Consider the following 7809-nt stretch of genomic DNA (forward strand, 5'->3'; position numbering starts at 1 on the left):
CGGGGGTTTTTCTTCTTTGGTGATAAATCATGAATAAAAATACTCAACAAAAAATTGATAAACTTCGCGTTACCTTACGTCACCATGAATATCTTTATCATGTCATGGACGCACCTGAAATACCTGATGCTGAATACGACCGCTTAATGAATGAGCTAAAAGCATTAGAAGCCCAACACCCTGAATTAATTACCTCAGATTCACCCACACAACGTGTAGGTGCATTACCACTCACTGCATTTGAGCAAGTGAGACATGAAATACCCATGTTGTCTTTAGATAATGCTTTTGATGAAACTAGTTATCAGGCATTTGATAAGCGTTTGCGAGATCGTTTAAAAAACAGTGAAGAAATAACTTTTTGCTGTGAATTAAAGCTTGATGGACTTGCAGTTAGCTTACTTTATGAAAATGGAGTTTTAGTACAAGCTGCAACACGTGGGGATGGTACAACAGGAGAGAACATCACTGAAAACGTAAGAACCATTAAAGCGATTCCATTGCGTTTATATGGTGAAAATATCCCTGCACGTATCGAGATCCGTGGTGAAGTCTTTATGAATGAAAAAGGCTTTGAATATTTAAATGAAGAAGCTCGTCGTACAGGGGGAAAAGTATTTGCTAACCCCCGTAACGCAGCTGCGGGATCTTTACGACAACTTGATCCGCGTATCACAGCGAAACGCCCATTAACCTTTTTCTGTTATGGCGTTGGTGTGCTCGAAGGTGGACAATTACCTACAAGCCACTATGCCCGTTTACAACTATTTAAAGAATGGGGATTACCTGTCAGTGATGCGGTAAAATTGTGTACTGGTAGTAATGCTGTTCTTGAGTTTTATCATCATGTAGAAGAAATTCGCCCTAATTTAGGCTTTGATATCGATGGTGTCGTTATTAAGGTGGATGATATTACTCTGCAAGAAGAATTGGGTTTTGTTTCAAGAGCGCCACGTTGGGCTATTGCTTATAAATTCCAAGCACAAGAGCAAATAACGATTATCAAAGATGTTGAATTCCAAGTAGGGCGTACTGGTGCAATTACCCCTGTTGCCCGTTTAGAGCCTGTGCAGGTTGCTGGTGTTGTTGTGAGTAATGCCACATTACACAATGCTGATGAAATTGAGCGCTTGGGACTGCGTATTGGCGATACCGTGGTTATTCGTCGTGCGGGTGATGTTATTCCTCAGGTTGTTAGTGTGATTGAAGAGAAGCGTCCTGCTAATGCACAAGAGATTGTTTTTCCAACGCAATGTCCAATTTGCCAATCTGATATAGAGCGTATTGAAGGCGAAGCGGTAGCGCGTTGTACTGGGGGATTAATTTGTGGTGCGCAACGTAAAGAAGCGCTTAAGCATTTTGTTTCTCGTCGTGCGATGGATGTTGATGGTATGGGCGATAAAATTATCGACCAACTGGTTGAAAAAGAGTATGTCAAAACGCCAGCAGACCTTTTTCGTTTAGATGAAAAAATCCTATCTGGTTTAGAGCGAATGGGCGAAAAATCAGCAAAAAAATTAATTGCTGCATTAGATAAATCTAAATCAACAACATTTGCGCGTTTTATTTATGCTCTCGGAATTAGAGAAGTTGGTGAAGCAACGGCAAGTGGTTTAACTGCCCATTTTTCTACGCTTGAAGCATTACGAAATGCAGATGTTGAAGCATTAAAATCAGTCCCAGATGTGGGAGATATTGTGGCTAAGCATGTTGTTAACTTCTTCCAAGAAGAACACAACAAAACGGTTATTGATCAGCTAATTAATGATGCAGGCATTACATGGCAAGCACCCGTGATTGTCACTCATGAAGCGGGAGATAATCCTTTTGCAGGTAAAACCGTAGTGTTAACTGGCTCATTATCACAATTAACACGTGATGAAGCAAAAGATAGATTAGTAGCTTTAGGGGCAAAAGTGAGTGGAAGTGTCTCTAAAAAAACCGATATGGTGATTGCAGGTGAAGCTGCAGGTTCTAAGTTAGTGAAAGCTAACGAGTTAGGGATAGACGTTATTGATGAAGATGAAATGATAAGATTACTTGATCAATCTAAATAATCACTCTATTATTTAGTAAATGCTACTGAGAAACGCTCTCAGTAGCATTTTTTTACTTAAGTGAAATTTAAGTGAAATTTGCATTTAATGTTTCTTTAGTAACTTCCAAAGTGTGATCAACCTATCTTATTTAATAAATAGTGTGTATGCGGTTTCATGATATTGTGACAATAGTCACATCCTAATGTTACGCGTTACATAAAATGCTCCTCAAGATTTATTTTTATTTTTGGAGCATGCATGTCTTCTATCATTCACTTCGTTTTAGCACTCGCCGTTATTGGCGCATTAGCATTCATTGCGAGTAATAATCGCAAAGGGATCCGTCTGCGTTATATCGTGCAGTTATTAGTTATTGAAATCGCATTAGCATGGTTCTTCCTCAACTCTGATGTTGGTGAAGGCTTTGTTCGAGGTTTTGCTGGATTATTTGATCACTTATTAGGTTACGCTGCCCAAGGTACTGAATTTGTATTCGGTGGCATGATGAAAGGTGGTTTGGCATTCTTCTTCCTGAATGTATTATGTCCAATTATCTTTATTTCTGCATTAATTGGTATTCTTCAACACATTAAAGTATTACCTTTCGTGATCCGCATTATCGGTACAGTGCTTTCTAAAGTGAATGGTATGGGGAAACTGGAATCATTCAACGCAGTTAGCTCATTAGTTCTTGGTCAATCAGAGAACTTTATTGCCTACAAAGATGTTTTAGGCAAAATGTCTCAGCGTCGTATGTACACCATGGCTGCAACAGCAATGTCGACAGTATCAATGTCAATTGTTGGTGCATACATGACAATGTTAGATCCAAAATACGTTGTTGCTGCTCTAGTATTGAATATGTTCAGTACCTTTATCGTCCTTTCTGTGATTAACCCATATTCTGTTGAGAATGAAGAAGATATTCAAATGGGTAATCTACATGAAGGTCAAAGCTTCTTTGAAATGTTAGGTGAATACATTTTAGCTGGTTTCAAAGTTGCATTAATCGTAGCTGCAATGCTGATTGGTTTCATAGCTTTAATTGCTGCAGTGAATGCAATTTTCAGCATGATTTTTGGTATTAGCTTCCAAGATTGCTTAGGTTACGTTTTCTATCCATTAGCATGGGTAATTGGTGTACCAGAACAAGATGCATTACGTGTTGGTAGTGTAATGGCAACAAAATTAGTGTCTAACGAATTTGTTGCAATGGGTAGTTTACAAGATATCGCGGCCGATATTTCACCACGCTCAGTGGGTATTTTATCAGTATTCTTAGTTTCATTTGCTAACTTCTCTTCAATCGGGATTGTAGCAGGTGCGATTAAAGGTCTAAATGAAATGCAAGGCAACGTTGTTTCTCGTTTCGGTCTGAAATTACTGTTTGGTTCTACATTAGTGAGCTTCTTATCAGCGGCTATTGCAGGCTTGTTTGTTTAATCGCTCAAGATAAAACAGATAGCATGTGAATAAAATAACAATGTAAACCATATTACTTGTTTATCAGGTAATAAAAAATCAAGCAGTACCTCGGGTACTGCTTTTTTTATCTTTAAATTACCCTATAATCGTGTCATCCCTTTCGATGATAAAGCGACAAAAACCATGCTAGAGAAACAGCATCTTATTGATATAGCAAACACACAAATGCCATTTGGTAAGTACAAAGGGCGAATGTTGGTTGATTTACCTGAAGAGTATCTATTATGGTTTGCTAAGAAAGGAGAGTTCCCAGAAGGAAAACTAGGGCAACTCATGGAGATGACCCTTGCAATTAAAATCGAAGGCTTAGAAGGACTATTAAAGCCCTTAAAGCGGTGATATTAATTATTATCTAGTTCTGATTTTTCAGATGCTAATGCATTAATAATTTTCTGACTTAATTCAATAAATAATGTTTGTTCTCCCAATGTCAAACATTCACTTATTTTTTCAGCATTTTGTTTTCGACCTAATGCAGCTCTTGTTAAAAAAGCGTGGCCATTATCAGTTAAATGGGTAATGAACTCACGTTTATCTTTTTCTGAACGATATTGTGCAATAAATCCTAAGGCTTTTAATCCCCTCATAAACTTCGATAAATTTTGTCTTGAAATCGCTAATGAATGACTTAATTGGGATGGAGTTAAATCACCTCGTAAGCGCAATAATTCTAAAATATCATATTGACCCCAAGTGACTTGTTCAGGGGTATAGCGAGTTCGTTGCGCGACTAATGTGCATTGTAATAATGACAATGCATTTTCTAATTCACACTTTTCCATAAATACGTCATCTCATGAATAATATTAACTAAAGTTAATATTATCAGGTCATTCCGTGTGAAGAAACTTTATATTGATTAACTAAGGTTAATCAAATATTATAATTTATAGTTAACTTTAGTTAACTACTTTTTGTTCGCACGATAAAACATGGTGCTATTGATAATAGGTGAAATAGATATGAAAGATTATTTTAAAGATAAGGTAATTTTAGTCACTGGTGCAAGTACAGGTGTAGGCGAAGGTATTGCACAATTGCTATTTCGACGTGGTGCGACGGTTTTTATTACAGGTAGGCATTTAGATCAAGTAATAAAAGCAGCATATTCTATTGATACAACGGGGAAAAAAGTCATTGCTTTGCAGGCTGATATGACCTCACCTTCTCAAGTCGAAAAAATGATTGAGGCTGTTATTTCGCAGGCTGGAGCATTACATGGCTTGGTTAATAATGCAGGGCTCACGGGGCCTCATAATATATCAATTGTGGATTATGAAATTGAAGATTGGAAAGCAGTAATAGATACCGATATTAATGGCGTATTTTATGGCTTGAAATATGGTATACCCGCAATATTAAAAAGTGGAGGAGGGAGTATTGTTAATCTTTCTTCATCTAATGGTATTGTCGGTATTGCGGGTATTTCAGCATATACGGCAGCTAAACATGCCGTATTAGGGATCACTCGTTCAGCTGCTCTTGAATTTGCAGATAAAGGAATAAGGATTAATGCGATAGGTCCTGGTTATGTCGATACACCAAGAATACAAATGCTATCCAACGAAGTACGTGAATGGATGGCAGATACACACCCAATGAAACGTATGGCAACTAGAGAAGAAGTCGCTAAAACTGTTGCTTTTTTACTTTCAGATGAGAGTAGTTTCACAACAGGGGCATTTTATGCCGTTGATGGTGGTTACACTGCACAATAGAAATAAATAAGAAGGAGTAGAAAACAAAAAATCCCGAAGATTTATCTTCAGGATCTTGAAATTCTGGTGGAGCTAAACGGGATCGAACCGTTGACCTCTTGCATGCCATGCAAGCGCTCTCCCAACTGAGCTATAACCCCACAATGTAGATTGTTCGATAAGTATATTGGTGGAGCTAAGCGGGATCGAACCGCTGACCTCTTGCATGCCATGCAAGCGCTCTCCCAACTGAGCTATAGCCCCAACATACTGGAACGGGCTTGATAATAGGCAACAAGCACAATACTGTCAATCAGTTAATCTCACATTATTTGTTGATTGCTGAAAAAGAATACAAAAAAAAGATACATTCCCTAATTTAGGAATGTATCTCTCTTGGTCAGCAAGTTTAATGTATAAATTAAGCTTGATTTTCTCTTTCTGTAATAAAGTCTAATGCTTTATTAATACGCGCAATACTACGTGTTTTACCAATAGCATGAACAGTAACATCTAAACCAGGAGATTGGCCTGCACCCGTTACAGCAACGCGTAATGGCATACCGACTTTGCCCATACCAATTTCTAATTCATCAGCGGTATCTTGAATAGCTTGGTGAACATTTTCAGCAGTCCAATTAGCAATAGCAGATAATTTATCACGAACCACTTCTAATGGCTGGCGAGCGACTGGGCGTAAATGTTTTTTTGCTGCTGTTTCTTCAAAGGTTTCGAAATCAACATAGAAGTAATGGCAACTTTCAGCCATCTCTTTTAATGTTTTACAGCGTTCGCCTAATAATTTGATCAGCTCGACTAATGATGGGCCATTGCTGGTATCAATATTTTGTTGTTTGATATGCCAATCTAAATGAACAGCGACTTTTTCTGCTGGTAATGTATTGATGTAATGATGATTTAACCAAAGTAATTTATCAGTGTTAAATGCACTGGCTGATTTGCTGATAGCTTCTAAAGTGAAGTGCTCGATCATTTCATCAATAGTAAAGATCTCTTGGTCACCATGAGACCAGCCCAAACGCACTAAGTAGTTTAATAATGCTTCCGGTAAATAGCCGTCATCGCGGTATTGCATCACACTTACAGCATTATAACGCTTAGACAGTTTCTTACCGTCATCACCGAGGATCATCGATACGTGAGCATATTCAGGCACAGGAGCACCCAATGCTTTGAGAATATTGATTTGGCGAGGTGTGTTATTGATATGATCTTCACCACGAATAACGTGAGTAATCTCCATATCCCAGTCATCAATAACAACGCAGAAGTTATAAGTTGGAGAACCATCAGTACGACGAATAATGAGGTCATCCAATTCTTGGTTGCTAAATTCAATCGGGCCACGAATTTTATCATCAAAAACGACAGAGCCTTCTTGTGGGTTTAAGAAACGCACAACATGAGGTTCATCAGCACTGTGATTATGATTACCACCGCGGCAACAACCGTCGTAACGAGGTTTTTCGCCTTTCGCCATTTGATCTTCGCGTAATTGTTCTAAACGTTCTTTAGAGCAGTAGCAACGGTACGCGGTGCCAGCAGATAACATCTGATCGATAACTTGGTTATAGCGATCGAAGCGTTTAGTCTGATAATAAGGACCTTCATCCCAATTCAGATTTAACCAATTCATACCGTCCATGATTGCATCGATAGCTGGCTGAGTAGAACGTTCTAAGTCGGTGTCTTCAATACGCAGTACAAATTCACCCTTATTGTGACGGCTATATAACCAGGAATAAAGTGCGGTACGCGCACCACCAACATGTAGATAGCCAGTAGGGCTTGGTGCAAAACGGGTTTTTATTTTACTCATTGGGATTGCCTTAGTACGTCTTACTTATATATAGATAAGTAATCGTGATTATCAAAAAAACGAAATGGTTGCCTTATTTTATCACTGGATGCTAATTCCTCAATGGCATTAAGCTTTTAACAGAGATAAAAATTTCAAATTGATGACTTTTTGTTTGACGATGGCTACACATAAGATTATTTTGGTTAATTGCTGTGTCACTTATGGTGCTAAAAAAAGCATCTTGACTAAAAATAAAACGAACAGTCATTTTCACGATAAAAATCTGATAAAAATCGTTGACTCATAGCGCAGTATCCCTATAATGCACCCCATCACGACGGGCGGTTAGCTCAGTTGGTAGAGCATCTCCCTTACAAGGAGGAGGTCGTTGGTTCGAGCCCAATACCGCCCACCATTATTGTTGTGATACGTTGTATGATTTAATGTAATTGGGCGGTTAGCTCAGTTGGTAGAGCATCTCCCTTACAAGGAGGAGGTCGTTGGTTCGAGCCCAATACCGCCCACCAATTACATTAAAGCGTGGTAGTGAGAATTTAGTCATTATGAAGTGGGCGGTTAGCTCAGTTGGTAGAGCATCTCCCTTACAAGGAGGAGGTCGTTGGTTCGAGCCCAATACCGCCCACCAATTACATTAAAGCGTGGTAGTGAGAATTTAGTCATTATGAAGTGGGCGGTTAGCTCAGTTGGTAGAGCATCTCCCTTACAAGGAGGAGGTCGTTGGTTCGAGCCCAATACCGCCCACCAC

At 38.8% G+C, this 7809-nt stretch carries 6 protein-coding genes and 6 tRNA genes; 8 read left to right on the forward strand and 4 right to left on the reverse strand.

Features of this window, described 5'->3' with window-relative positions:
- Positions 1-29: 29 nt before the first annotated feature.
- The 3 genes from ligA (at position 30) to ABN217_RS16425 (ending at position 3863) form a co-directional block, all read left to right on the forward strand.
- Positions 30-2057, forward strand: a complete 2028-nt coding sequence (gene ligA, locus ABN217_RS16415; RefSeq protein ID WP_196553790.1) for an NAD-dependent DNA ligase LigA — start codon at positions 30-32, stop codon at positions 2055-2057.
- Between the two features lie 240 nt (positions 2058-2297).
- Positions 2298-3482: a NupC/NupG family nucleoside CNT transporter gene (locus ABN217_RS16420; protein WP_036935465.1), complete on the forward strand. Its 1185-nt coding sequence runs from the start codon at positions 2298-2300 to the stop codon at positions 3480-3482.
- 165 nt (positions 3483-3647) lie between these two features.
- Positions 3648-3863 carry a DUF3820 family protein gene (locus tag ABN217_RS16425; protein WP_023581656.1) on the forward strand — a complete coding sequence of 72 codons (216 nt, stop codon included), beginning with the start codon at positions 3648-3650 and terminating at the stop codon, positions 3861-3863.
- A gap of 2 nt (positions 3864-3865) precedes the next feature.
- On the opposite strand, the gene ABN217_RS16430 is transcribed toward ABN217_RS16425, so the two are convergent.
- On the reverse strand, positions 3866-4306 hold the full coding sequence (locus tag ABN217_RS16430) for a MarR family winged helix-turn-helix transcriptional regulator (protein WP_072068672.1): 441 nt from the start codon (positions 4304-4306) through the stop codon (positions 3866-3868).
- Positions 4307-4486: 180 nt separating this feature from the next.
- Here ABN217_RS16430 and ABN217_RS16435 point away from each other — a divergent pair, with 180 nt between their 5' ends.
- Positions 4487-5242, forward strand: coding sequence for an SDR family NAD(P)-dependent oxidoreductase (locus ABN217_RS16435; protein WP_197269005.1), 756 nt, complete (start codon positions 4487-4489; stop codon positions 5240-5242).
- Positions 5243-5306: 64 nt separating this feature from the next.
- On the opposite strand, the gene ABN217_RS16440 is transcribed toward ABN217_RS16435, so the two are convergent.
- The 3 genes from ABN217_RS16440 to gltX form a co-directional block, all read right to left on the reverse strand.
- A tRNA-Ala gene (locus tag ABN217_RS16440) sits at positions 5307-5382 on the reverse strand.
- Between the two features lie 27 nt (positions 5383-5409).
- Positions 5410-5485: transfer RNA gene (locus ABN217_RS16445), tRNA-Ala, on the reverse strand.
- 157 nt (positions 5486-5642) lie between these two features.
- Positions 5643-7061, reverse strand: a complete 1419-nt coding sequence (gene gltX / locus ABN217_RS16450) for a glutamate--tRNA ligase (RefSeq protein WP_196553788.1) — start codon at positions 7059-7061, stop codon at positions 5643-5645.
- A gap of 321 nt (positions 7062-7382) precedes the next feature.
- Between gltX and ABN217_RS16455 the strand changes: the two genes are divergently transcribed.
- The 4 genes from ABN217_RS16455 (at position 7383) to ABN217_RS16470 (ending at position 7808) form a co-directional block, all read left to right on the forward strand.
- Positions 7383-7458: transfer RNA gene (locus tag ABN217_RS16455), tRNA-Val, on the forward strand.
- 36 nt (positions 7459-7494) lie between these two features.
- Positions 7495-7570, forward strand: a tRNA-Val gene (locus ABN217_RS16460).
- A 43-nt stretch (positions 7571-7613) separates the two neighbouring features.
- Positions 7614-7689, forward strand: a tRNA-Val gene (locus ABN217_RS16465).
- A 43-nt stretch (positions 7690-7732) separates the two neighbouring features.
- A tRNA-Val gene (locus ABN217_RS16470) sits at positions 7733-7808 on the forward strand.
- Position 7809 lies beyond the last annotated feature (1 nt).

It is taken from the genome of Proteus sp. fly-1067 (assembly GCF_040139345.1).
GTDB classification, from domain to species: Bacteria; Pseudomonadota; Gammaproteobacteria; order Enterobacterales; family Enterobacteriaceae; genus Proteus; species Proteus vulgaris_B.